Raw genomic sequence first — 26,257 nt, 5'->3', positions numbered from 1 at the left:
CTAATTATTTTAGGATCAAAAGCAAACCATAAAATCACCCATCTCAAAACCTAGTTGCTCCCATCGCGATGAAGCAATACCAAAAACTCCTCCGGGTTTCCACAACCGCCAAATCCCTGCGCAATATTACATCGGAAATCGCCTCAATCGTAGCGGAATCAGAGGTAAATACGGGGTTATGTACCCTATTTTTACGCCATACCTCTGCCAGCTTAATTATTCAAGAAAATGCCGACCCGGATGTCCTCAAAGACCTGGCAAACTACATGGCCAAATTAGTACCCGAAGGACCCTACTATATCCATGATGCCGAAGGTCCCGACGATATGCCAGCCCATATCCGTACAGCTTTGACCCATACATCTGAGAATATTCCCATCAATCGCGGACAACTGGTACTAGGAACTTGGCAAGGAATATATATTTGGGAACATCGCCAGTATCCCCACACCAGGGAATTGGTAGTCCATGTTTCCGGAGTTGCGTAAATGCCATGAAAATCAGCAGAAAAAGGAATACAAATGGCATCAAATTTACTCCCTCTCCATCACTTTGAGCAACTCGACCAGATTATTTATCAGCATCAGATTATTACGCGATCGCTCAACCCACACAAAAATCAATGTACCAGTTTTCAACAACTAGGTGATTTAGTGGTGACGGTTTGTACTGATGGTAAAACCATCGATTTAATTCAAAATAGTCTGGAATTAATTTTAATTGCCCAAATCCAAAACTTTCCCGAAAACATCTTTTGGGATTTTGATTATATTGTCCGAGAAATCTTGCAAATAGCACTGAATAATCAATACAGTATTGAGCAGCACCTGGAAGAGTTTACCAACAAAATGGTATCCTTAATGGACTTATTTGGGAACAATCACGAAATTTGTTTTCGCTACGTCCACGACTTTAGCTATGGATTTGATTGGGCTAGATGGGTACAAAAACAACCACAACAACGCAGCCAAACCCATCCATTTAACGATACCTTTTTAAACGACCTACTGCAACGCGGTCACGCCATGATTCAAGCGATCGCATCAGACAGCAACGACCAATACCGCACTTGTCAAAACTCCTACCGCAACTCCTTTAACTTTTCCCGCGAACCAGAAGACGAGTACCGACTCATGACCATCCTCGCTAGCTACCAACTCATCCCCGTACCCACCTGGGATTGGAATGCGACCCCAACCTGGGATAAACCCTTTGATCAACTCCGCGAACAAGTATCGCGGAACTTAGGGAGTAGTTAGAGACGCGACATACATGTCGCGTCTGTACGAACAAAGCGAGGAAGGAAGATTGGGGTTTAATAGATATTTAGGATATGCGGGTTTTCCGTATTAAAAATCATTTCCCTTTATCTTCCGTCTCCTATCTCCTATTTACTCCAACGCCAATTATAGCGATTCCACTCATATATACCGTGGATTTGATACTCTGCACCATCAGGGAAACGAATCGTACAACTAGTAAAAGCCTCCTCCCCATCTTCCACTCGGTCGAGACCGATAACGGTACATGAAAACCACTCTTTTGTGGACGGATTACTTTCCTGTACCCATTCCCAAAGAGCATTACAAACCTCAATGCGATCGCCGATATGTAATTGCACCTCCGCAGGTTGTTGGTATTTGAGGAGATGGTGGGGTTGAATACGATCCAACCATTGCAAACCATAGCGATCGCGGATAAACTGAACCGCACCGGAGTCAAGTTGATGCAGCCAATCATTAAGTAATTTGACCTTCCACGATTGGTTTTCGGTTTCGTTGGCTTTGACAAACATGAAAAATGCTTCTAACTCATCACGAGTCAATTCATCCAATGGATTATTGTCATCACCTTGATTCTGTTCTGAAGATGCTCCCTGGAAATGTTGCGCAAATGCTTGCAAAAGTATTTGCTTTTGCTGTGCAGTCAGAGGACACCTCGCAATTTCACACTGCTCCAATGCAGCGCTTAAGGCAGATTCTATCTCCGAAGGCTTCATAGGCTTTTGCTTTCATCCAGGGTTGCTTTATTAAATATTACAAAAGTTAAATGTTTCACTCCAGTTTCTAGTAGACTTTTTGCAATATTATCGAGATAAAATTACAGAATAGTTAACCAATAACTCTATATTTGTTCGATACCTTTCCCCAAAGCAAAAGCAAGCAATACAACTTGAATTCCCCAAAACCCCATGCGAAAGTTCAGCTATCCCCAATTTTTCCAGCGACTCTTCCATATCGGCTTTCCAAGCCGAAAAAATAAAATATTTCTCTCCCTAATTCCTGTACAGACGACCCGACCACCTGTAGAGACGACCCGACCACCTGTAGAGACGACCCGACCCCCTGTAGAGACGACCCGACCACCTGTACAGACGACCCGACGGGTCGTCTCTACTCCCGACATCCTGTACATACGACCCGACGAGTCGTCTCTACTCCCGACTCCCAAATTCATGAAATTCCCCATACCCAAACTAACACTCATTTGTAGCCTGATACTTGTACTTTTCCTACTAATTACCCCCAATGCATTCGCACTGACACAAATTAGGTTATTTGATATTTCCTATAGCGAATGTCCCGAAGCGATTGGTAAAGGTGCTGTCACCAGTGGTGGAACTACAATGGCTGCAAACTGTTTTATCGTCACTGGTAAGGCAGAAAATGCAACCAACAAAACAGTCTACGATGCAGATGTTTTTGGTCGCATCTACGACGCAAATAATAACCCCGTTATGCAAAACCGCACCCGGATTGGTTCCATTGCTGAAGTTCCCCCCGGTGTGAGTGATTTTTCCATGCGGATCTCCGTCGCTGCTAACCAACCACTTCCCCTACAGCTAAAACAGTTTAAAGCCGCAGGATTTAGCGCTCAAGTACGTCGGTGACGAGGAGATATCTGATTTCCCTCACAAAATCCACAGGATTTTTCCCTAGCATGACAGTTAATGCCGGGGATAATCACATCACAAGGGGGAAACCATGAACTATCACTGCATCAACAAATTAAACCAATTATTGCTGACCGTTTACCCCTACAAGCTGCTGCTCATGCTCATGAATTACTGGAAAGCTCAAATGTTAGGGGACAACTGGTACTTCTATGTGATCACCAATCATAGATAGCTAATTCGGGTTTGCGTTCTTCGTTTCAGAAAGCTGTTTTCCTAGCTGGAAAGTGAGTAGTCTAGACCCGTAATATCTTTCCCCAGGGTGTGGGAAAAAACGATTTTTATCAGCTCTGGTGTCAGCAGTTCTCGACTAAAAGACTACTCCCTACTCCCTCTATTTAGAAACCGCAACCTGAATCATTGCTTCTAACTGTTCCTGGTCAAGGTCTGTGACAATAAATACCTCTTGCACTGATTTTCCATGACGAGCGATCGCTTTAAAACCTCCACGAATTGGCACGGAAATACGCAGTTGGAAATGGGGTGAGTGACCCTTGACTCGCCCCAAGACACCCGGTGTAATGGTATAAATTCCCTCATTCTGACACAGCCGTTCCAGGATAGGTATTAATCCGGCAATATGCGTAGAATGATTCCAAACTAATCTGCCTGTGGAGGGTTTTGTCATGGTGATTTTACGCAGTTTCTAGAGGAGCCATTGTTAAACCAGCACGAGAAAGTTGTTCGTGGTACAGTTCTGCTGGTTCTTGCGGTCCAACCCAAACCGTAGCTAAACCTTCAAAGTGAATTTGGTTGGTTAATTCCCAAGCGCGATCACTGGTCATCCCCGGAATATATTTCATTAGGCATTGGGCGACATGTTGAAATGTATTAAAATCATCGTTGAGAACGATGACTTTGTAGTTAGGATAAGGTTTTTGTACAACCTGGTTCGTCCGTTCAGGGGTTACAGTCGGAGCTGTCGCCATGCTGTACACTGCAACTGAAAGGCTCTTCACCATAGGAAATGTTCGCTCGTAAATATTTACAAAACTACACTACACGTAACTAGTTTAATCGATTGTTCGCCAGGCGAGGTTAAAATTGGTAACTTTGACCAAATTTTCATCTGGGAATATTGCCGCAGTTCATTTTCACGGAGTAGGGAACATTTATACTATACTTTTATACTTTGCAAACTGATATATTTCCCTTTTGGTTTGTTGATTGTTGAAACATGTGGCAATGGGAATGCTATGTCTCTCATCCCAGCAAAGTATAATCCAAAATCCAAAATCCATTTACCCTAAACTCACCTCATCTGCAAAGCTGTTCCATCTGACAAAATGGAATGGTCCAGCAATTGAACCCCAAGCATGTTCGTCGGTTTCGATATCCCGTCCCCGGTCTAAGCTCAAAAAAGTATCGGCGCTAATTTCAAATTCGTTATCTAGGTAAGTTTCCCGACCATTGCGGTTGACGCGACATCCCTTACCTGGTTCCACCCTACCTTTGAAACTGTTTCCAGTCCACTCCACAATCATATTACAACCATTCATTGGTTGCAATTCTTCTAAAGTCAGAGCTTGTAAGCGTTCCGGTTGACGAGATGCACCATAGTATTTTTGCTCTTCCTTCACCGTAAAATGCTCAATCACGATTTTTTCCTGTTCCGATACCATCAATTTCATCACCCGCATCCGATAGGGTTGGTTGAGGGTAAAATCGTAGGCTTGTTCTAAAAATAATCCCACACCTGACAATAAATCATAGGGTAAAGGACGGATGCAAACGCGGATATGGGCAAAAAAAGGAGGGTTTTCAAAAGCCTGTTCCTGGTTACTAAAATCAGCTGACATCCAGCGTGCTAATGTGGCAATATCAGTTGAATGGGTCATTATTAATAATTTTTCCTTACAAACAAACTAGGGAGAATTCACTACACCCGCATTTCTCACAAAACCCTAAAACCCACAGGGAATAGGGAGTAGTTAGAAAATCAATCCGTTACTCAAGGCTTACAACCTACTCGTGAGAAATCCAGGCACAAACCTCATTATAAAGTTATTGGGGTCGGGAGGTAGCAATGCTACATCTCTACCAAATGCAAAATACGATAGAATCAGATTATGAAGAAATATTAAGACACGACAACAGGATTTTCATGGGTGGGTTGTTTTCTGGACTGGGATTGATTGTGGGACTAATTGGATTAATTGCGATCGCAATTATTGTATACCTATTTACCGCTCGACGTTACCAATCGTCGGATACCGTTGCGAGTTCCTATGACCAGTGGACGGAGGATGGTATTTTAGAGTATTACTGGGGTGAGCATATTCATTTGGGTCATTATGGTTCCCCACCGCGAAAGAAGGATTTTCTAGTTGCGAAGTCGGATTTTGTCCATGAAATGGTACGTTGGGGAGGTTTAGATAAATTTCCCCCCGGTACAACTGTGTTGGATGTGGGTTGTGGTATTGGTGGTAGTAGTCGGATTTTGGCACGGGATTATGGCTTTGTGGTTACGGGTATTACTATTAGTCCCCAGCAGGTTAAACGTGCGATTGAGTTGACACCCCAGGAAGTTAGTGCCAATTTTTTAGTTGATGATGCAATGGCTCTTTCCTTTCCCGATGAGAGTTTTGATATTGTCTGGTCAATTGAAGCAGGTCCCCATATGCCAGATAAAATGGTGTTTGCCAAGGAGTTAATGCGGGTATTGAAACCGGGGGGAGTTTTAGTTGTTGCGGACTGGAATCAAAGGGATGATCGACAAATTCCCTTGAATTTTTGGGAAAAAATTGTCATGCAGCAATTACTTGATCAATGGTCACATCCAGCTTTTGCAAGTATTGAGGGATTTTCGGAGTTATTGACCGCAACGGGATTGGTGGAAGGGGAAGTAATCACCGCAGATTGGACTCAGGAAACCCTTCCTTCCTGGTTAGGTTCGATTTGGGAAGGAATTGTCAGACCCCAGGGATGGATACGTTTTGGTTTACCTGGTTTGATTAAGTCTTTGCGGGAAGTACCTACTTTATTATTAATGCGGTTAGCTTTTGGTACTGGTCTGTGTCGGTTTGGGATGTTTCGCGCTGTTCGCTCAAAATCCAGTGTATAGATTCAGATCATATTCATCAGATCATATTCACATCAATTACATAACTATTCGATTTGCTGTTGACGGTTGACTGTCATCCATCAAAAGTCGTGAATATACAATTTAAATGCGCAACTGCTGATCACTGTTTGACAACTTGTAAGGTCTGCAAACTCGGATCAGCACACCCGGTAATCGAACCACCGAGACTTTTAACAGTTTGTAAATATTCTAAAGCTTCAGCAGTGATTAATTCACCCGGTAGCAAAATCGGAATACCCGGTGGATAGGGACAAATCGTTTCCGCACAAATGCGATCGCATACTTGGGTCATTTCGATGGTTTCCGTTGTTGCAAAAAAAGCATCCCGTGGTGTTATGACTAATTGTTGGTTAATTGAGGTGAAATTTTTCGCCAGAACTTCTGTATTGATAGAGTTGAGAAGATATATATCCTTTTCGCAGGAGAGTAAATTAGTTAAGGCTGTTAATCCGGTAATTAATTTGTCAATATCTGCTGGAGTGTTACCAAAAGTAATGATAAATGTCAGATAATGTAGGGAGGAAAATTCACAGCGAACGCCATATTTGGTTTCTAAAAAATCATCTGCGGTAAAACCTGTGATTCCTAATGGGGAAACTATTACTGTTAATCGAGTTGGATCAATTTGGATTTGTGATTTGGGATTTTGGATTTTGGATTTTGAATTTAAGTTAGTGTTCAATTCAGGTTTCTGAACAGCATCATCCATTGAATCTACAGGTGTTTCCAGTACCAATAAACCGGGGATTTTCGCAATCTGTTCACGGGCAAAATTCGCCAAAGATAAAGCCTGCTCCATCAATTCTAAACCCATTGTTGCCATTTGATAGCGTGCTGCATCCAACCCAGCCATCAGAATATAACTCGGACTAGTAGACTGCACCATACGTAAAGCTTTCCTGAGACGATTTAAATCAATTAAATTCCCCTTCCCATGCAACATCGACCCTTGGGTCATCGCACCTAGGGTTTTGTGGATCGATTGCACGGATAAATCCGCACCCCCAGCTAAAGCGGAAATCGGTAATTGGGGGTGAAAACAGAAATGGGAACCGTGGGCTTCATCCACCAACAAGGGTATACCATAACTATGGGATAACTCTGCAAATCCACGGATATCCCCACAAAGCCCCTCATAACTAGGATAAACCACCATCACAGCCTTGGCATCCGGGTGTTGACCCAAGGTCAAAGCGAGGTCGCTGACGGTAATTCCGTAGGGAATCCCGAACTGAATATCATATTGGGATTGGATAAAAATTGGCACAGCTCCCGTCATAATTAGCCCAGAAATTACGGAAGCATGGATATGGCGTGGCAAAATAATTTTATCACCAGGATTGCAAGTTGCCATGATTGCCGCGATGATACCACAGGTAGAACCATTCACCAAAAAAAAAGTGTAATTTGCTCCAAAAGCTGCTGCTGCAAGACATTGTGAACTTGCGATCGCGCCACTCGGTGCAGCTAAATTATCCAACTCACTCAACTCCGATAAATCAGCGAAAAACAATTTTTCACCCAATAATTCCCGCAACCTCCCATCAATTCCCATCCCCTTTTTATGACCAGGAGTATAAAAAGCTGCATGGCCATCCTGAATGCATTTTCCCAGTGCATCCAACAAAGGTGTTTGGAACTGTTGTGAATTTTCCCTAACCATTCAATTTGAGATTTGATATCTGCAATTTTAATAATCTATCAATTTTATTGATTTTTTGATTGATTTTTGCATAAAACAAAATTACCGTAGAGACGACCCGTCGGGTCGTCTCTACAAACCGTCGGGTCGTCTCTACAAACCGTCAGGTCGTCTCTACAAACCGTCGGGTCGTCTCTACAAACCGTCAGGTCGTCTCTACAAACCGTCAGGTCGTCTCTACAAACCGTCGGGTCGTCTAATCCAAAATCCAAAATCTAAAATCCAAAACTATCCTCACCAAGCTTGAGTCGAACCACCATAATCATCATTACTGATTTCATAGGCTGTGGTTTTACATAAATTAACTTGATGAATCTCTCCCTCAGTTTCGTGTTCGCTCACAATCTTCATATCGTAATAACATTGCTTCTCATCATATTCGTATCGCATCTGCACAGATTCACCCTGTTTAATCATATATTCATGGGGATGCTGTGGAATATAAGCTTGTGAATTGGGGTGATAATCATCATTTTGATACTCAGCATCAACCTTCTTCCTATCATGATGGGGAGCATGGGATTCTAGTAAATTATCACTCCAGTGATTTTTCCCTGCATGGGACATGTAAATACCACGTATTTTATGCTGACTATTATTGCGAATCTGTAAATCACACCATCCCGCTAAAGCAGCAGATGACATGGATAAAAATAGGGGAAATGTCAGCAATACTACAGCACATTTTTGCAGCGATTTCAGTGCTTGGCAACCCAGAGATTTGTTCATATTAATTAATTGGAAGAATTTTATCTTCAACCAAAGTATGGAGATACAGCAGATTCGAGGTTTATGAGGTACAGTAGCAACAATTAGTAAACCAATTTTTTAGATGCTTTGGATCAACTAATGTCAGTGCAATTTTAATTAAACCATCAACTACAGATGCACTTTTAGGAGAAAACTGTTTTAAGAACGCTTTTAATTGTGACCACCAATGTTCAATTGGATTAAATTCAGGGGAATAAGGAGATAGATAAAGAACACTTGCTCCTACAGATTCAATCAAAGGCTTAATCTCTTCGACTTTATGTGCTGGCAGATTATCCATTACAACGACTGCACCAACCCATAATTGTGGAAGTAAAAAATGCTCTACAAAAACTTTATAAGCTTCTCCATTCATTGAGCCATTTAAAGTCATCACAGCTAAGACTTTTTTGAAGCTAATTCCTCCAATTACACTTATTTTTGCACCTCGGTAATATGGTTTAAAATCATAAGCTCTACTCCCGCGATCGCTTCGAGCATGAGTTCTAGTCAAACCAAGCAAAACACCCATTTCGTCTATAAACACAAGGTTTTCTGGGTCTATGTGTTTTACTTTCTCCCAATATTCTAATCTCAGTTTTTGGACTCTTTCTGTTTTCGCTTGGCTGCTACGTAAAGTCTTTTTTTTCGAGTTAATTCTTGTTTTTGCAATGCACAACACATCACACTTGCACACACCCAAATGTTATATTTTTCTCCAAAATACTCGCAATATTCCAATAAAGTTAAATCCGGGTAACTTTGAACCATTTCTGCTAATTCGCTACCGTAATCATCTAGCTTACCCTTCATTGCTCCACCTTGCTTTTTGGGTTCTAGATGCCCTTCCAATCTTTTTTGCCTGATTAGCTTCTGCACATAGCTTTTTGCTATACCAAACTGCACAGCTACTCCTCGAATTGATGTATCACCCTTTTCGTAAGCACTTACTATTTTTTCTCGTAAATCGATTGAGTAGGGTTTCATTTTAATTTTTGATGCACTAATAACAAGTGTACCTCATTTACCTCGAAAGTGCTGTAACATTACTTTACTCAATGTATATCTCCATAATCAATAAAATTTTTCTTAATCTTGTTAATCAATAAGTATGCTGTCAATATTCATCTATTTTTGACCTACAAATACCCCTGAGAGAATGTTTGTCAAGTGTCAATAAATACTTTATCAATCACTTATTGAACATAGTAAATAGGCTCAAACGGTATATTTATCATTAGAAACTGTACAGACGCAACATGTCGTGTCTCTCCCTATTCCTGGATTTCTCACGAGTAACTCCCTATTCCCTATGAGTTTTAGGGTTTTGTGAGAAATGCGGGTATTGCCTACTCCCCATTTCCCAAAACGATAATTCAAGTATTAAAATCGACTTTTAAAACATCCTCTGAATAGTAAAATATAGGCATAGTATTTGATTTTTTGAAAAAAAACAACTACACCTCCATTCTCCCTTCCCTAGCGACCCAAGTCATTTCAATATTCAAATCGGATTCCTATAGAGTCGGGACTTTACTAAAAACCATCACCACACCAGACGAAAATTCTGATATCCTGACAAAGGTAAAGATAAACAGTTAGATATACGGATATGCTCAGAGCTGGAATGGTCGGACTCCCAAATGTGGGAAAATCAACTTTATTTAATGCTTTAGTGGAAAATGCTAAAGCCGAAGCCGCAAATTTCCCATTTTGTACAATAGATGCCAATGTGGGGGTCGTTTCAGTTCCCGATGAACGTTTAGATGTGTTAGCCAAGATTTCCGCTTCTAAAAGTGTTGTTCCCACCCAAATAGAATTTGTGGACATCGCGGGTTTAATTCGCGGTGCAAGTCAAGGGTTAGGACGAGGTAACGCTTTTTTACAAGATATCCGCGAAGTCGATGCGATTGTGCATGTGGTCAGATGTTTTGATAATGATGATATTATTCACGTTGATGGTTCCGTTGACCCAGTGCGTGATATTGAAACTATTAATTTAGAATTGGTATTAGCTGATTTAGCTCAGGTAGAAAAGCGTTTAGAACGGACAAAAAAACAAGCTCGTGCCAATAAAGAAGCCCAGTATGAGCTAAGTGTTTTAGAAAAAATTGTCGCCGAATTAAACGAAGGTAAATCCGTTCGTCAGATGGATTTAAATGAGGAAGAAAAAGCTGCAATTAAATTTTTAGGATTATTAACTGCCAAACCAATTATTTTTGCTGCCAATGTTCCCGAAGATGACCTAGCAACAGGGAATAAATATGTAGAACAAGTGCAAAAAATTGCTGCCGAGGAAAATGCAGAAGTTGCAGTTGTTTCCGCACAGGTTGAATCGGAATTAATTGAATTACCAGAGGAAGAAAGGGCTGATTTTCTTGCATCTTTAGGGGTGAAGGAAGGTGGTTTAAAATCCCTAATTCGCGCAACCTACAAAATTTTGGGATTACGCACCTATTTTACCTCCGGAGAGAAGGAAACCCGTGCTTGGACAATTAAAGCAGGTATGCTTGCTCCTCAAGCAGCAGGTGTGATTCACTCAGATTTTGAACGGGGGTTTATCCGTGCAGAAACTGTGGCTTATGATGATTTAGTCACAGCTGGTTCGATGGTTGCAGCTAAAGAAAAGGGTTTAGTTCGTAGTGAGGGTAAGGAATATGTGGTGAAGGAAGGAGATGTGATGTTGTTTCGATTTAATGTCTGACCGTAAAAAAATACCCTTTTTCTGCTATAAACAGAAATATGGGTATTCGCAGCTACAAAAACGTATTCGGTCAATTTTTCGCAGTTTTCCGCTACAGTGGACGCGCTGTTCATCTGGTTTGGACTACTAACCGCAAACTGATGATTGTTTTGGCGGTTTTTACCTTGGTTGCAGGTTTATTGCCTGGGGTGGTGGCTTATCTGGGTAAACTTATCGTTGATGCGGTCATAGTTGCAAACAAAAATTCCACCCCTGGTTCAATTTACCATCCCCTCAAATTTGTGGCAATTGAAGCGGTGGTGGTGGCTATACTTGCAGCTAGTCAAAGGGGATTGACGGTTTCCCAAACCCTGTTACGGGTGCAATTAGGACAAAGGGTAAATGAGTTAATTCTGCATAAGGCTTTACAACTGAGTTTAGAACAGTTTGAAGATGCGGAATTCTACGATAAAATGACCAATGCTCGACGGGAAGCTTCTGTACGTCCGTTGTCCTTGGTCAATCGCACCTTTGGTTTAATCCAAAATTCCCTGTCTTTGATTACCTATGGTACGCTGTTACTCAAGTTTTCGATATGGGCTGTAATTATTTTATTTATGGCTGCGATTCCTCCTTTCATTGCTGAGACCCGGTTTTCGGGGGAAGCATTTCGGCTATTTCGAGGACGCGCACCTGAAAGCCGCCAACACTACTATATCGAAACTTTGGCGGCGAGGGAAGATTTTGCTAAAGAGGTGAAGTTGTACCAATTGGGGGATTTTTTACAGCGACGCTATCGACGTATCTTTGAGTTGTTTTATCGAGAAGACCGGGATTTAACTGTTAAAAGAGGGGTGTGGGGATATTTATTGAGTCTGTTAAGTACAGGAACGTTTTATCTCGCTTACGGTTGGATTGTCTGGGAAACGGTGATGGGGAAAATTTCCTTGGGGGATATGACGATGTATTTAACAGTCTTTCGTCAGGGACAAACTACTTTTGCCAGTGCTTTAACAGCAGTGGGGGGAATGTATGAAGATAATTTATATCTTTCTAATCTCTACAGTTTTTTAGAGGTGGAGGTTCCAGCTTGTTTCGGGACCGCAAGGGTCGGTTTAGTTCCTGGTGATGGCATTCGGTTTGAAGATGTTTCCTTTATCTATCCTGGTCGGGAACAACCGGCTTTAAGTCATATTAGCTTACATTTACGACCAGGGGAAAAGCTAGCGATTGTGGGTGAGAATGGTTCTGGGAAAACTACTTTAATTAAGTTATTAACGCGGTTGTATCATCCGACTTCTGGACGGATATTATTGGATGGGTTAGATATCCAGAAGTGGGATGTGGATGTTTTACGAAGGCGAATCGGTGTAATTTTCCAAAATTTTGTCCGCTATCAATTCACCGTGGGTGAAAATATCGGTGTGGGGGATGTGGAATATATTGATGATAGCAGGCAATGGCAATTTGCTGCCCAACAAGGTATGTCATGGGATTTTATTCAAGAGTTACCTGGCCAATTTAATACCCAATTAGGTAAGTGGTTTAAAAGTGGACAGGAATTATCTGGGGGTCAGTGGCAAAAAATTGCGCTTTCACGGGCTTTTATGCGCAGAAATGCTGATATTTTGATTTTAGATGAACCGACTTCTGCTATCGACCCCCAAGCGGAATATGAAATTTTTGAAAGATTACGGTTACTGACAAAAAGACAAATGGTGATTTTGATTTCTCACCGGTTTTCGACGGTGAGAATGGCTGATAAAATCGCTGTGATTGAGTCGGGAAAGATGATTGAATATGGTACTCACCAAGAGTTAATTAATCTGGGTGGTCGCTATGCAACTTTGTTTGCGTTGCAAGCTGCTGGATATCGTTGATTTTTTTCTGTGAAGGAGTGGGTAATTGGGAGTAGGGAGTAGTTGACTGGGATGCTAAATATGTTTTTGTGTGAAGATTTTTAAGATAAATGGATTTTTTTACCTTTTTTGTAGGATAATCATCCTGTATATAACATAATGGGATGGTTGTAATTTTTTTTTGACTAGACGCATTCCCATTATATAAAAGTCAAGTTTATTCTTTTCATAAACTAACCTTACCAGAAAACAAATCAAAATTTTTCCCAATTCAGCCAGTTTGAAAATTGTCCTTGACGAAAGGGGGAACTTGGGGAGCGCGTTTTGTGGGTAACAGTCCGAGAAATAGGAATCAACAACCTACTTGGCAGATATTTATTTTTGGGACACAAACATTGAGAATCAACAAAAATTCGCATCCGATACAGGCCAACAGGAAAACTATGCGCTAAGTGTAGAGACGCGAACGACACCTCTGTAGAGACATCGCAGTGCTACGTCTCTAGAATTGGTGGAACAGACTTCTAGGATGGGTTGGCGGAAATATCCAGACCATTTATCTGGTGACTATGTTCTGCGTGGGGACGTATTTCCGGAGGTTTCCTCCTACTTCCAATTAGAGACAGAGCCTCCCCTCTGGGTTCCCACGCTCCGCGTGGGAAGCAGTTATTCCTCTTAAAATGGGATGGAAGAGGGGGTATCAAGGGTTAGAGGTGCTGATTCCGGTTTTGTTGGGGAATTTGCTCCTTGCCAACTTTGCCAATTAACTAGTTGAATTCTGGTCAACATTTGTTCATCACGATATTGCCAAATTTGAAAGATTTCGGTTCTACCATCATTCATAGTTTCTGGGTCAATTTGATAGACATTGTAACCACAGCGCTGTAATTTTAATCCCAGTAACTTTAATAGTCTTCCCAGTATTTTCAAGGGCGAAATTTGTTCATTGTGATGGACTAAATTAATTCCCAATGCTCTTTTAATATGTTGACTACATTGAATGACAGAACTTTTGAGGAGAATTAAATCCGCATCATTTTCTGTAAATTTTCTTTCTGGTTGCAAGAAATCCAACATTCCCAAAGCACGCAAAGCTTCAATTTTCAAAGTATAATTTTTCAAATCTGGTAAAAACAACTTTCCTTCCCCGACCCACAGTTGCTGATTCATTTCCTGTTTATCATGCCAATGGAAATATTCACTTTCATGGGTCAGATAATAATGGGTCAAAAGCTGGGAATAATAACCTTGGTCATCGCGGATTTTTAAACTGGGAGTCACCTCTACTCCATAGCGCTGACGCAATACATACTTAGCTAATTGCTGTCGTTCCTGACTAGTTAAAGCATGTTTTGCTGTGAGGGATTCATATTGACAATAATCAATATCTACCGCGTGAGCAACAGCATTTGCTTCTTGGAGTTGATGTTCCCGTTTAATCTGTTTAATACTGTGACTAATTTCTTGATGCTTTTGACGGCTTTGCCACCAATCTTTTTGGACTTTCACTATTTCTAAAATTAATCGCTGTCGGGTTGCTGTATCTTGGGGGTCGGTAGCTAAAAAAGCATGACGTAAATCACAAATAATATTTTTATGGATTGCTTGACTGCGGAGGGTGACTTGATGTCCGTCACTAATTAATCCTTCTTTCATTGATTGTCGATAAATCGTAATCGATGCATTTACCCTCGCGGAAATTTTTGCCCAGGTACGTAAATGAATGGGGTCATAAACTAAGGGTAAATCTACATCAATTCGGTGTAAAGGACTTAATAAAGCTAAATTTTCCCTTTGATTTTCTTGATACCAATCGGCTAAAACTCGATAGTTGGTACTACCACTACCAATCATCCCGATTCCCCGTTTTGCACACCAAACAATTCGGGGTACATTGCTGCGTACCCTCGCTAAAGCTTGTCTGGCTTCGCTGTCGGGAATCACTCCCTGAAAAATGCCATAAACCCGGTCAAAATGCTCAATATCAATGCTAACACCCGTTCCCAAACTAGGAGTGACAAACACCGCATCATAGTTACTAACTTGCTGGTTAATATCAGCAATTAATTCACTGGCTTCATGACCAGGTATATTAGTAGTTAAACTACTCACCACTAGAGTACGGGGATATAATTTTTGTAGTTTGGCTAAACGTTCTTGGAGATAGCTAGCAATGGTTTCACAGCTATATCTTCCGGTGCGGCTGTCGGTGGTAATATAACATTTACGACCAGCCATTAAATCAAATTCTAACTGTTGAATTAAAGGGGTGGGATTGGGAGAATCATAAAATGTTACATCCCAGCCTTTTTCTGGTTGCCATTGATTATGCAGAATCCAAGGATTAATATTTATTCCCGCTAATTGCTGTAAATATTCCAAAGAGACATCCGATAAATCGGCATCTTGGGCAATAATTAATCCTCCACTGGTGAGGATGGTCGCAATTAATTGTTGAAAAACTTTGAGGATTTTGACCCGTCGTTCTTTACAGGTACTACTATTTAATAAATGCCATAGGGACTGTTCCACCTCATCCAAAATTACCACCGCACCACGCCAATTTTCGGGATTGAGTTTCCAAATCGAATCCACACACAATCCAAAAGCTAAAGGTTCCCAAAGGGATTTTTCTTGAATTCCCCAATCAATACCTATTTTTGTACATAAAAACTTACCCAGTTGAATCCGATGGGTAATCAATAAAACTGGACGGCGTTGATTTTTTGCTTGCTGAATTAATCCCTGTAAAGCAGTTGTTTTCCCTGTCCCTTTGGCCGATTTTACCCCCACTAATCCCGATGTCGGAAAAGCAATATCACCCAAATAACGACGATTTACGGTTAAATTTGGTGTAATTGTTAATTGATTATGGGGTTTAGTATAGGCAAGATAAACCTCCAAATCCAGACTTTGCTGATAAACCTTTTCAAACTTTGCCGCACCCTGATTGACAATAAACTCGTCCACCCCCTTCTCCTTTCCTGGAAGTTGCACCACTTGCACAGGACAGGATTGAGCTTGAAACAATAAACCTAACTGGGCGATCGCATTACTCACGGCATTGATTTTTCTCGGTTCCGTTTCATAGTCAAAACAGATATACACCGTCCGTTTGGTCAAGGCAAACACCGCTAAATCCGGGATCAACTGACGACCCATCACCCGACCAAAGTCGTCCTTAATCACCCGATACCCACTAGTTATCCCCGGAATTGCGATCGCGGCATAACCCTGGGATAATAATGCAGCTGCCTTCTTAGCTCCCTCACAAATAATAATCGGCACATTACTACCCATCACCCAACGCCAAAAACCCTGTCCAACCTGACCCAAATCGGCACAGTTAACCACCTCTTCTGGTAAACTGACATTGTATCGTTGACCCACTTTTTGCCAAATTTCCCCCGTCACCCGTAAACAAAATATTCGAGTCGGTGTACTGGGAGGATGTTCATACTTAATCGCCTTCCCTTTTTGATTTTGACGCGGTTGATTCGGCTTAAAACAACCCCACTCCATTACCTGCCAATCATTCAATGGGTCCAATCCCGAACACCACCAACCACCACTTTCCACATGGGCATAACGATTTAACCAATTCGTCCGTACCATTCCCGTATTAGTACGGGGTAACTGCTCGGAAATTAGCAAATAATCGTAGGCGTTTCCATCCTGAAGAGAACTAAAGTTTAAGTGAGCAATATTGAAATCAATACCGCTATCTTTAACTAACTCTTCCAGATGTTGGGGGTGGAGATGGGTCAAAGGAAGCATGGAAAATCAGCGCATACAAACTTCTTGAAGTTCAAAACTTACCATGCCTCAACTGGTTTTAACAGAAGTGTTTTCCACAGATATCTATGCTATTTACAACACATTGTTGCTTCAGACACATCGGTTGACAAATTGAAGTTATATTCCACCGGAATTAAACTCCAAAACAATAACTATGTATTGTACTTTTTATACTAAAATAATTTTTGTGAATCAGTATATCGTTGCCGACGAAATAATTCCCAATTGTATTTACTAATTGTAATATTCACTTTATAAAAAAATAATTTTTTCAGTATTTATGGGAAAATAATTTATTTAGCGAGGGTTGTAACTATATTTATTTCTCTCGGACTACCGAAAATAGTAGTGATTAAATTTACGTAATACCGGTAAAGTGTCAATTTTATCGGCTATATAGGCAATTTAAGTTTTCCCCTGCATAAAAACTTAACATTTTTGTCGTATAAAATTCAACTAAGTATTAAATTCCTGACTGTCCACATATTCAACATTAATTGCTATTGACATGACATCGCAGATGGTGAGTTGATTTTGATATTGACTGCGTAAAATAACTAAAGCTTTCCAAAGGGTTTTCCTTGAGCGATCGCTGTTTGAAATTGGTTTTTTTGCTCCGGATTGAGAACATTTTCAACTTGAGGGAGGGTTTGTTGACTTAACTGTTGTAATTAGCTTTCCTGCTCTTGAGTTAGGGAAATTCTGATAAAGCGGGAAATAGTTGAGTCAGGGAAGTTGAAATTTTGCAACTGATTGCTAAAGGTGCAAAAAACCGCGAAATATCACACCCATTTTCGACCGGTTAAACCGATGCGATCGCGCTCAAGCTGATCATGGCTAATTCGTCTTTTGAAACTCCCAACAGGTAAGATTTATCGAGGAAAGCGGGGGAAATCACCGCAAAAACTAACCTATCAAACCAGCTCGTTGAAATACTTCCTGGGGAGTAAATTCCAATCCTGGAAATAAATCATCACAAATGAACAAATCATCTCGATACGTTACAGGAACAGAAGCGGGTGCAAATATAGTAATAGTTTTAGCTTTTGTATCCACCACCCAAACCCGTAAAACCCCAGCATTGAGATAATCACTAACTTTTTCGGTTATCTCACCAAAAGTTTGACCAGGAGAAATAATTTCCACAACCAATTCCGGTGCAACCGGACAGGGTTCATCTTGCAACCAATCAGCAGGAAGCAGGTTATAGGAAACATAGGTTAAATCAGCTACCGGAACCCAACATTGATGATGACGTTTAAGTTTAATAGCCCACTCTATCACAACCCTTCCCCTTCCTTGTGCCCATGCAGACAACAGTATAAATAATGCACCAGTAGTCAAACTGTGAAAAAACTTCGGGGACATTTCATCGTTTTTAAATTTCGGGACAGCTTCTGCGTCAACTAGCTCATAAATGACATCACCTTCCGGGAGTGCAAGAAATTCTTCAAGAGTGAGTTGCTTTTTCAGTTGAGTCATAGTTAATTTTGGGATTGTGGGATACGACTCTATTTTAGGTTTTTGTATCGATACACGGGATTTATTAACGCCTATCGACATTTCATTTAAAGGTTAATTATAAATGATTGCAACAGACGGAAATATCAAAAGCCTGTACAGCAAATATTTCACAATCTAAAATCCAAAATCCTATTTATCCATACCACCAAGGGCAAATCATCGGATAAGATTGATCCGGTTTTGTTTTGCAGGTAACTTTTGGAGAAACACATGGGTCGCGCCAAGAAGGTCGTGTTAGCATATTCGGGTGGGGTGGATACTTCCGTATGTATTCCCTACCTCAAGCATGAATGGGGTGTGGAAGAGGTGATTACCCTTGCTGCGGATTTGGGTCAGGGTGAGGAGCTAGAACCGATTCGGGAGAAGGCTTTAAAATCGGGTGCAAGTGAGTCTTTGGTGATTGATGTCAGGGAAAGTTTTATTCGTGATTATGCATTTGCTGCGATTCAGGCTAATGCATTGTACGAAAATCGTTATCCTTTAGGAACTGCTTTAGCGCGTCCTTTGATTGCGAAAATTTTGGTAGAGACAGCTGAAAAATATGGTGCAGATGCGATCGCCCATGGTTGTACTGGTAAGGGTAATGACCAGGTGCGGTTTGATGTTTCCTGTGCTGCGCTGAATCCAAGTTTGAAAATCCTTGCTCCAGCGCGGGAATGGGGGATGAGTCGGGAGGAAACCATTGCTTATGGGGAAAGGTTTGGTATCCCTGCTCCAGTGAAAAAGTCTTCTCCCTACAGTATCGATAAGAATTTGTTGGGACGGAGTATCGAAGCGGGTGTGTTGGAAGACCCGAACGTGGAACCCCCGGAGGAAATTTATGAGATGACAAAAGCGATCGCGGATACTCCTGATGTTCCTGAATACATGGAAATTGGTTTTCGCAATGGTATTCCGGTGACAATCAATGGGGAGGAAAAATCACCTATTGGGATGATTGAGTGTTTAAATACTGCTGCGGGGAATCACGGGATTGGTCGGATTGATATGATTGAAAACCGGTTGGTGGGGATTAAATCGCGGGAGATTTACGAGTCTCCAGCAATGACGGTGTTAATCCAAGCTCACCGGGATTTGGAGAGTTTAATTTTGACCGCAGATGTCACCCATTACAAACGGGGAATTGAAGAGACCTATACCCAAATGGTTTACAATGGACTATGGTATAGTCCCTTGAAGGCGGCTTTGGATGCTTTTATTCAGAAAACCCAGGAACGGGTCAATGGTACTGTGCGGGTCAAACTATACAAGGGGAATGCAATCATTGTCGGTCGCAGTTCTGGAAATTCCATGTACACACCAGATTTAGCCACCTATGGCGCAGATGACAAATTCGATCACAAAGCTGCGGAAGGTTTTATTTATGTGTGGGGTTTACCAACACGAATTTGGGCCCAAATTGGGAAATAATGGGGAATAGGGAATAGGGAGTAGGGAATAACCTAGTACTCCATGTCATGAATAAGGTTCGTAGTAGCGCTAGTCTACGACAACCCTGCGGGTATAGCGCCCTTACCTTAATACTTTTTTTATACTAGAACCATAACTACGAACCCATCAGAACTAATGACACAGAGTACTACCCACTTGAGACTCAACATATTCCCCAACACTCTCAGTGGATGTTTGTCAAGTATTAATTATCACTATTTTGACTATCGTCCCGACCCTGGACATAGGGTTATAAAGCTGATTTTTCCTTCGAGGGAGAGACGCGACATGTCGCGTCTCTCCCCATTCCCAAGAGCGATAATTCAAGTATGAAAAATGACTTTTTAAACAATCTCTCAGTATATACTCTGAGGAAATAGTATAAAAATCCGGAATTAGCGTAATTACTGGTGTAGTCAACTGTATCTTTCATAGTGAGAATACAGACCTATGGCTATGCATTCATACGTAGGTAAGGATTTGACTGGAAGAGATTTTTCGGAAAAAAATTTGAATGGTTACGATTTCAGTAATGCAATTTTGATTGGTGCAAAGTTTAGAAAAGCAACGCTGGAAAATACAAACTTTACTGGTGCAAAGCTACATAATGCTGATTTTCTGGGTGCGAATTTGGCTGATGCAAAGTTGACTGATGCAGATTTAAGTGGTGCTAACCTGGAAAATGCAAATTTTAAAAATGCCATCCTCCGCAGGACAAATTTAACTCAAGCGATTCTCGTTAATACAAAGTTTCGAGGTGCAATTTTAGAACACGCGATTCTGGAGGATACCGATTTACGACAAGCAATATTTAATGGTGCATCTTTGCATTATGTTAACTTGTCGGGAAGCGATTTCTCAGAGATGGATATGAGCGGTGTTAGTTTTTTGAACGCAATTTTAATTAATGCCAAGTTCATCAAAGCTAAACTGCAAATTACTGATTTTAGTGGTGCAAATTTGCAACATGCTGATTTCAGTGATGGAAATCTGTTTGGTGCTAAATTTATTGGTGCAGATTTAACGGAGGCAAATTTTCTCAACGCTCATTTAGAAAGTACGGTTTTCAGGGATGGGACCTTAAATCAAGCCATACTCGTAAATGCTAAATTAAAAGCAGCAATTCTGGAAAATGCCACTTTAATCAAAGCAAATCTGACCAATGCTATTCTCACTGGTGGTTTTTTAGATGAGGTGAATTTATCCGGTGCAAATCTCAGTGGTGCTGATTTTAGCCATGCGAAGATGGAACATGCGGATTTACGTAATGCCATATTAGACCAAGCCAATTTTAGTCATGCGAATCTGCAAAGGGCTAATTTTCAAGGTTTTAATTTGATTCAAAATGTCAAATTTGAAAATACAAATTTAAAATCGGCTACTTTTTGGGGAGAAACCTTAGAAAACGTCAACTTCCAATCCGCTATCCTCGACAATGCTGATTTACAACAGGTCAAATTAACGAATGTCAGATTTCGCTTAACCAAACTACGAGGAGCGAATTTACGTAATAGTGATTTGTCGGAAATCTACTTCCGCAGAGCAGATTTAACAAATGCGGATTTAACCCACTCCAACCTAGAAGCAGCAAACCTGAGTAAAACTAATTTGACTCAAGCTAATTTCCAAAATGCGAAACTTGCAGGTGCAAATCTCGAAGGTGCAAATCTTCGTGCTGCGAAATTAGAAGGTGCTGACCTCCAGGGAGTCAATTTACAAAAAGCTAACCTGACGGTCACTGTTTTAAAAAATGTCAATTTGACTGGTGCTGATTTACGCAAAGCTAATTTACAAGCTGCGCAATTGTTACAAGCAAATCTCTTCGGTGTTCAGTTAGATGGTGCGTCTTTACAACTGACAAATGTTCAATCAGCCAATCTGGAAGGTGCAAATTTATACGGAACTGATTTATCACATATTAAAAACCTCACCCTTACCCAATTACAATCAGCCAGATGCTGGGAATGTGCAAAATACGATAGTAAATGGTTTGATGTTTTGTTTGTAGAGTCAAAGGTCGCTGATGTGCAGTAGATAAAAATAATTAACGTTGCGTGTAGAGACGTAGCGATGCTACGTCTCTACACTACATACAGCGATGCTACGTCTCTACCTTTTGCAATTGCGCTACCCTGGGGTCGATGATTTTTTGTCCTAGTTGATCAAACTTGATGGCAACGGATATTTTCTTGCCATTACCGAACACATGAGTAATATTACCGATACCAAACGTCTTATGTAAAACCCTATCCCCTACAGACCAAGTTTGATTTGTATTTGTGTCCCTGGGTTGGTCAGGGGTGCTAACTGGGGAAGTGTTCTTGGATGAATGACCTTTGCGACTGGGGTTGTAGGGGAATATGAACTCAGTCGGTAATTCATCGAGAAATTGCGATCGCACTGCTGGTTCTCGATTTCCGTACAATCTCCTTTCCCGTGCATGGCTGATGAATAATTGTTCTTGGGCACGGGTAATACCAACGTAGCATAATCGGCGTTCCTCTTCTAGGGCTGCGGGGTCTTGCATGGAACGATAGTTGGGAAATAATCCCTGTTCTAGTCCTACCAAGAATACCACGGGAAATTCTAATCCTTTCGATGAGTGCAAGGTCATCAAGGATACGGCTTCGTCCCCTTCTTTGAGGTTATCGAGGTCTGAATTGAGGGAGGTTTTTTCCAGGAATTTTTGTAAAGTCGCCTCATCGTCATTTTCCCGACTTTCCTCCTCAAATTCCAACACCGCATTATATAGGGATTGAATATTCTCAATTCGGTCTTTAGCTTCGTCGGTTCCTTGCAGTTGCAAATCCTGGATGTATCCCGAATCCTCAATTACTCCCTGAACCAGTTCGGAAAGGGGAACCTCTGCAATTTGTGCTTGCCATTTGCTAATCATTTTAGCAAAACTATTTACCGATTTAGCAGCCCTTCCAGCCAAGGTATTCACTGATGTTTCGTCGCTCAGTATTTCCCACAGGGTTGTCCCTAATTCTTGAGCTGCATTTGCCAAGTTATCCATGGTGGATTTACCGATACCCCGTCGAGGTGTATTGATGATGCGTAATAAACTTAAGGTATCTGCGGGATTGATGACTGCTTTCAAATAAGATAAAATATCCTTAATTTCCCGACGGTCATAGAATTTAAATCCACCGACAACCGTATAGGGTATCTGATACCGTACCAGTAAATCTTCAAAGGGTCGGGATTGGGCGTTAGTACGATACAAAATCGCAAAACTACCCCAATTTAAATCGGGATTACTACCAACTAACTGACGGATTTGATTAATCACAAAATCTGCTTCTACAACCTCATCGTCAGCGCGGAATAAACAAATTTTTTCCCCGGCTGACCGCGTTGGTTTGAGAATTTTATCAATTCTCTGGGTATTATTTTCAATTAATTGATTGGCAACTTCTAAAATATTCTCACAGGAGCGATAATTTTCCTCCAATTTCACCATTGTAGCGGTGATATCATCCGCTAAACCGTCGCCAAAATCATCTTGAAATTCCAACAAAATCCGGAAATCAGCCTGACGAAAACTATAGATAGACTGGTCTGCATCCCCCACCACAAACGTAGAGCGCTGATGCCAATTCCATTTTTGCTTATCAGTTTCCCCATTAGTTGTTAACAACCGAATTAACTCATACTGGGTACGATTAGTATCTTGGTATTCATCCACCAAAATATGACGAAACTTGCGATGCCAATATTCCAAAACCTGGGGATTTTGTTGAAATAACCGCGTCGGCATTAAAATCAAATCATCAAAATCCAAGGCATTATTTTCTGCTAACTTATCCTGATAGCAACTATATACCTGGGCAATGACCTTCCCCTTATAATCACCCCGTTCCCGTTCATATTCTTGCGGTGAAAATCCCTGATTCTTGGCATTCCCAATCGCATAGCGAACCGAACGCGGGTCAAACTTCTTCTCATCCAAATTTAAAGTCTTCGTCACCAACTCCTTAACCAGAGTTTGAGCATCCCCATCATCAAAAATGGAAAAATTCCGATTCCACTTCCGTCCCTTCTCATCCTCATACTTCTCAATATCCAACCGGAGAATCCGAGCAAACAAACTGTGGAAAGTACCACACCACATATCCTTGATCACACTTTTATAAACACGCGATCGCAAAATTGTTTGTTCATGTTCCGGTAGTAAATCATACCGTTCCCCGTACTCCCGTTGAGCAATTTGTTCTGCAAACAACTTTTGAATACGTTCCTTCATTTCTCTCGCGGCTTTATTGGTAAAAGTCACCGCTAAAATGTGTTCCGGTTCGACCTGATGTTGCAAAATCAAATTAGCAATACGATAGGTTAAGGCCCGAGTTTTTCCCGAACCCGCACCCGCAACCACCAACAATGGACCACAAAAATGTTCCACTGCACGTCTTTGACTAGGGTTGAGGTGACTAAGGAAATCGGCAGTTGTCGTCATCATAGACTTACATATCTAACGCAGGTTAATTCAATAGCACCCACGTTTTATCAAAAAAATACGGGTTACTATTGTTTAGCCTACAACATCTTACCCATTCTGACGCAACTAAAAGTTTAATTGTAGTCCGCTCTGATAAACCTACCCAAAATCACCCAAGTTTAGACTTAACTGGACATTAGAAAAGAAATTTTGGTGTTAACTTCCTGCTTCCGAAGCGGTTTTAGGATGACTCTACGCTGTAAATGCTTCATGCGCTGATTCATACGTTTGTAAGCTTTGGGATTTTTGAACACCTTACCATAGCGTTAATAATATAAAGCGCTATACCCGCAGGATTGTCGCAGACTAGCGCAACTACTTGCTTTTTCTCACGAGGGGAAAGGCAAGTTTTTTCACTATCTTTGCAGATTTACTGGTATGACGGGGAGGGCCAATTTCTCAGCCTAAAACATATCCATAATCAAGATGATGCTGAGACTTGTCAAGAGGACAACAACACCCATTGCAATTGACACACTAATTGAATTCGGAACTTTAGTGTCGTTCATTTTGTCGCACCGGATCAAATGTAATTTGTGATGCTATTTACAATATCGATATTCTTATTACTAAGATGAGAATAAACTTAAAACTTAATTTAACTTCACTTAACTTTGTCTATTTAGCAGTATTTACTAAGAATTATTTACATTTTATTTCCACAATCATAGCTCTTTACCAGTAAATACACGTAAATACACTGAGCTAAAAGGCAAAAAAAATAGGTTATGAGTTAGGTAATGAACCATATCATTACCAAAACCCATGTTAGAAGAAGTGGCAAATGCGTTTACCCATAAGGATTATGGAACTGCGGCAAAATTATTAAAAAAATTATTCCAAGAATCGCCTGATGATTTATGGGTACAATTTTACATTGGTCAATTAAAGGAAGTTTCGGGGAAAGAAGGGGAAGCAGAAAAAATTTACAAGCGAATTTTGCGCAAAAGCAGCCATCATCAGCTAACACTGCAAGCGAGAAAAGCTCTACAGCGTCTGGAAGTAATTCCCAAACAAAGCCAACCAGACCTTAAACCCGTCACAGATGAACCTGGTTTACTAATTTTAGAGCCAATTCCCAGGGAACAAAAACAACAAGCAGCTCAACAACTAGCAAAAATCATGCAAATAGACCCATACACAGCAAGATTACAGCTACCGAGTCGGGGATGGCGATACTACAAAACCGGGGGTATGGGGGAATTAACATCATGGGGTGAAGCCTTACAAACAGCAGCAATTCCCTGCTTTTGGGTTGATTTTGCGGCAATATCACAAATTCAAATCTTCCAAGTCGATTATTTTCAACCAGACACCAACCAACCAAGGGTTACTTGTCGTCATCATCGCACCCAAGGCAGTTTAGCATTTAACTGGTCAGAGGTGACAGATAAGACTACTGGTTTACTACCGATATTTGAACAAGTTGTGGACATAAATCTCCGTCGTCAACTGGAACGCAAAACCCAGACACAGGATTACGCCAACATTTGTGACCTCCACCTTCCAGGGAGAAACTCAATTTTACGTATTTGCGATCGCGCATATCAATTTTCATCTCACCCCCTTCCATCCTCCACGGAACAGAATACTCTGCGTAGCAGTTGGAATCAACTTCAGCAATGGTTAAACCAGCAACTTCCCCAAATTCCTACCTGGTCAGAATTTACACCATTTGCCGAATCAATTCTCGATCAAACCGAAATCCTCAGCAAATTTGACCCCCAGATGAACTTACACCGTCCCCAACCAAGTTTCTGGGATAATGCATTTCAACTCTACAGTTGTCTAATTTTCTTAAAAAACATCAAATAATTTGTAATTCGTAATTCGTAATTTGTAATACCCGCTACGCGGGAAGCTAGCTACGTAATAGCCTGCGGCAACGCTTCGCGTACGTAATTACAAATTAATAATTAGTTTCTTTTCCTCGCACCCATGCTCCGCGTGGGTGGGGAATCTAGGAGGCTC

The 26,257-nt window shown here is 41.1% G+C and carries 22 protein-coding genes; 10 read left to right on the top strand and 12 right to left on the bottom strand.

The window, feature by feature from the left end; all coding sequences use genetic code 11:
- Positions 1–68: 68 nt before the first annotated feature.
- On the top strand, positions 69–488 hold the full coding sequence (locus CDC37_RS21785) for a secondary thiamine-phosphate synthase enzyme YjbQ (protein WP_096625071.1): 420 nt from the start codon (positions 69–71) through the stop codon (positions 486–488).
- A gap of 33 nt (positions 489–521) precedes the next feature.
- A complete protein-coding gene (locus CDC37_RS21780; RefSeq protein ID WP_096625069.1) occupies positions 522–1,259 on the top strand; it encodes a hypothetical protein in 738 nt (245 codons plus the stop codon).
- Positions 1,260–1,387: 128 nt separating this feature from the next.
- Here the strand turns inward: CDC37_RS21780 and CDC37_RS21775 are convergent, their stop codons facing one another.
- Positions 1,388–1,999 (bottom strand): hypothetical protein, encoded by a 612-nt coding sequence (locus CDC37_RS21775; RefSeq protein ID WP_096625067.1) that lies wholly within the window; start codon positions 1,997–1,999, stop codon positions 1,388–1,390.
- 456 nt (positions 2,000–2,455) lie between these two features.
- Here CDC37_RS21775 and CDC37_RS21770 point away from each other — a divergent pair, with 456 nt between their 5' ends.
- Both CDC37_RS21770 and CDC37_RS24580 read left to right on the top strand, forming a co-directional pair.
- Positions 2,456–2,890: a hypothetical protein gene (locus CDC37_RS21770; protein WP_172892846.1), complete on the top strand. Its 435-nt coding sequence runs from the start codon at positions 2,456–2,458 to the stop codon at positions 2,888–2,890.
- 60 nt (positions 2,891–2,950) lie between these two features.
- Complete coding sequence (locus CDC37_RS24580) at positions 2,951–3,124, top strand: hypothetical protein (protein ID WP_157780815.1); 174 nt, start codon at positions 2,951–2,953, stop codon at positions 3,122–3,124.
- Positions 3,125–3,287: 163 nt separating this feature from the next.
- Here CDC37_RS24580 and CDC37_RS21765 read toward each other — a convergent pair whose 3' ends face one another.
- From CDC37_RS21765 to CDC37_RS21755, 3 genes are all read right to left on the bottom strand, one after another.
- Entirely contained in the window at positions 3,288–3,581 is a 294-nt protein-coding gene (locus CDC37_RS21765; RefSeq protein WP_096625065.1) for a DUF2103 domain-containing protein, read from the bottom strand.
- A gap of 7 nt (positions 3,582–3,588) precedes the next feature.
- The gene (gene clpS, locus CDC37_RS21760) at positions 3,589–3,915 is read right to left on the bottom strand and encodes an ATP-dependent Clp protease adapter ClpS (RefSeq protein WP_096625063.1); all 327 of its coding nucleotides are present in this window, start codon (positions 3,913–3,915) and stop codon (positions 3,589–3,591) included.
- Between the two features lie 279 nt (positions 3,916–4,194).
- A complete protein-coding gene (locus CDC37_RS21755; protein ID WP_096625061.1) occupies positions 4,195–4,791 on the bottom strand; it encodes a chromophore lyase CpcT/CpeT in 597 nt (198 codons plus the stop codon).
- 266 nt (positions 4,792–5,057) lie between these two features.
- On the opposite strand from CDC37_RS21755, the gene CDC37_RS21750 reads away from it, so the two are divergent.
- Entirely contained in the window at positions 5,058–6,017 is a 960-nt protein-coding gene (locus tag CDC37_RS21750; RefSeq protein ID WP_096625059.1) for a methyltransferase domain-containing protein, read from the top strand.
- 121 nt (positions 6,018–6,138) lie between these two features.
- On the opposite strand, the gene CDC37_RS21745 is transcribed toward CDC37_RS21750, so the two are convergent.
- The 5 genes from CDC37_RS21745 to CDC37_RS25040 all read right to left on the bottom strand — a co-directional run bounded on the left by CDC37_RS21745 (position 6,139) and on the right by CDC37_RS25040 (position 9,477).
- A complete protein-coding gene (locus tag CDC37_RS21745; protein ID WP_096625057.1) occupies positions 6,139–7,701 on the bottom strand; it encodes an aminotransferase class I/II-fold pyridoxal phosphate-dependent enzyme in 1,563 nt (520 codons plus the stop codon).
- Between the two features lie 44 nt (positions 7,702–7,745).
- A complete protein-coding gene (locus CDC37_RS24575) occupies positions 7,746–7,952 on the bottom strand; it encodes a hypothetical protein (protein WP_157780814.1) in 207 nt (68 codons plus the stop codon).
- Positions 7,953–7,974: 22 nt separating this feature from the next.
- Positions 7,975–8,469 carry a hypothetical protein gene (locus tag CDC37_RS21740; RefSeq protein WP_157780813.1) on the bottom strand — a complete coding sequence of 165 codons (495 nt, stop codon included), beginning with the start codon at positions 8,467–8,469 and terminating at the stop codon, positions 7,975–7,977.
- Positions 8,470–8,530: 61 nt separating this feature from the next.
- Positions 8,531–9,172, bottom strand: a complete 642-nt coding sequence (locus tag CDC37_RS24570; protein ID WP_197707004.1) for an IS630 family transposase — start codon at positions 9,170–9,172, stop codon at positions 8,531–8,533.
- Positions 9,085–9,477 (bottom strand): helix-turn-helix domain-containing protein, encoded by a 393-nt coding sequence (locus tag CDC37_RS25040; protein ID WP_096619923.1) that lies wholly within the window; start codon positions 9,475–9,477, stop codon positions 9,085–9,087. Before CDC37_RS25040 ends, CDC37_RS24570 begins: the two co-directional genes overlap by 88 nt.
- A gap of 625 nt (positions 9,478–10,102) precedes the next feature.
- On the opposite strand from CDC37_RS25040, the gene ychF reads away from it, so the two are divergent.
- Together ychF and CDC37_RS21720 are read left to right on the top strand one after the other, a co-directional pair.
- Positions 10,103–11,194, top strand: coding sequence for a redox-regulated ATPase YchF (gene ychF, locus CDC37_RS21725; protein WP_096625053.1), 1,092 nt, complete (start codon positions 10,103–10,105; stop codon positions 11,192–11,194).
- Between the two features lie 38 nt (positions 11,195–11,232).
- On the top strand, positions 11,233–13,053 hold the full coding sequence (locus CDC37_RS21720; RefSeq protein WP_096625051.1) for an ABC transporter ATP-binding protein: 1,821 nt from the start codon (positions 11,233–11,235) through the stop codon (positions 13,051–13,053).
- 654 nt (positions 13,054–13,707) lie between these two features.
- On the opposite strand, the gene CDC37_RS21715 is transcribed toward CDC37_RS21720, so the two are convergent.
- The gene (locus tag CDC37_RS21715; RefSeq protein WP_096625049.1) at positions 13,708–16,809 is read right to left on the bottom strand and encodes a plasmid replication protein, CyRepA1 family; all 3,102 of its coding nucleotides are present in this window, start codon (positions 16,807–16,809) and stop codon (positions 13,708–13,710) included.
- A 927-nt stretch (positions 16,810–17,736) separates the two neighbouring features.
- A complete protein-coding gene (locus tag CDC37_RS21710) occupies positions 17,737–18,312 on the bottom strand; it encodes a Uma2 family endonuclease (protein WP_096625047.1) in 576 nt (191 codons plus the stop codon).
- Between the two features lie 252 nt (positions 18,313–18,564).
- Between CDC37_RS21710 and CDC37_RS21705 the strand changes: the two genes are divergently transcribed.
- Positions 18,565–19,764, top strand: coding sequence for an argininosuccinate synthase (locus CDC37_RS21705; protein ID WP_096625045.1), 1,200 nt, complete (start codon positions 18,565–18,567; stop codon positions 19,762–19,764).
- Positions 19,765–20,235: 471 nt separating this feature from the next.
- Entirely contained in the window at positions 20,236–21,819 is a 1,584-nt protein-coding gene (locus CDC37_RS21700) for a pentapeptide repeat-containing protein (RefSeq protein ID WP_096625043.1), read from the top strand.
- A 67-nt stretch (positions 21,820–21,886) separates the two neighbouring features.
- Here the strand turns inward: CDC37_RS21700 and pcrA are convergent, their stop codons facing one another.
- Complete coding sequence (gene pcrA / locus CDC37_RS21695; RefSeq protein WP_096625041.1) at positions 21,887–24,244, bottom strand: DNA helicase PcrA; 2,358 nt, start codon at positions 24,242–24,244, stop codon at positions 21,887–21,889.
- A gap of 807 nt (positions 24,245–25,051) precedes the next feature.
- Here pcrA and CDC37_RS21690 point away from each other — a divergent pair.
- Positions 25,052–26,101, top strand: a complete 1,050-nt coding sequence (locus CDC37_RS21690) for a tetratricopeptide repeat protein (protein WP_096625039.1) — start codon at positions 25,052–25,054, stop codon at positions 26,099–26,101.
- Positions 26,102–26,257 lie beyond the last annotated feature (156 nt).

The sequence above is a fragment of the Calothrix sp. NIES-3974 genome (assembly GCF_002368395.1).
Taxonomy (GTDB): Bacteria; Cyanobacteriota; Cyanobacteriia; order Cyanobacteriales; family Nostocaceae; genus NIES-3974.
Note: the sequence above shows the minus strand (reverse complement) of the source record. Positions and strands in the feature narration are given on the sequence as shown.